The organism is Streptomyces spinosisporus, assembly GCF_022698145.1.
GTDB lineage: Bacteria > Actinomycetota > Actinomycetes > Streptomycetales > Streptomycetaceae > Streptomyces > Streptomyces spinosisporus.
In genome coordinates, this window is record NZ_JALDAX010000081.1 from 1 (window position 1) to 259 (window position 259).

The following is a 259-nucleotide window of genomic DNA, read 5'->3' on the forward strand; positions in this document are numbered from 1 at the left end:
GATGCGATGGAGTAGCTGCGCTGCGTGCTGTACCCGTCCTCCGCGGTCAGGCGGACGTCCACGTGCTGACCTGCGAGATGACCGGGCCAACCCGGCACGTCCAAGGTCAGGGTGACGGCCGTCGGCGACTCGACGTGCCGTCCCGTCACCTCGGCGACCCGCCAGCGCAGCCGGTCGCCTAGTCTCCCCAATACCGCTGCTCTCGCCATGGGTCTCCGTAGTTGTGATAGCCGGCGCTCTCCCAGAACCCAGGAGTGTC

2 pseudogenes are annotated in these 259 nt (G+C 68.0%); both read right to left on the minus strand.

Annotation, left to right across the window (positions count from 1 at the left end):
• A pseudogene (locus MQN93_RS43795) lies at positions 1-209 on the minus strand (oxidoreductase); the annotation flags it as partial.
• Positions 179-259, minus strand: a pseudogene (locus tag MQN93_RS43800) (sulfite oxidase-like oxidoreductase); the annotation flags it as partial. The pseudogenes MQN93_RS43795 and MQN93_RS43800, both read right to left, overlap by 31 nt.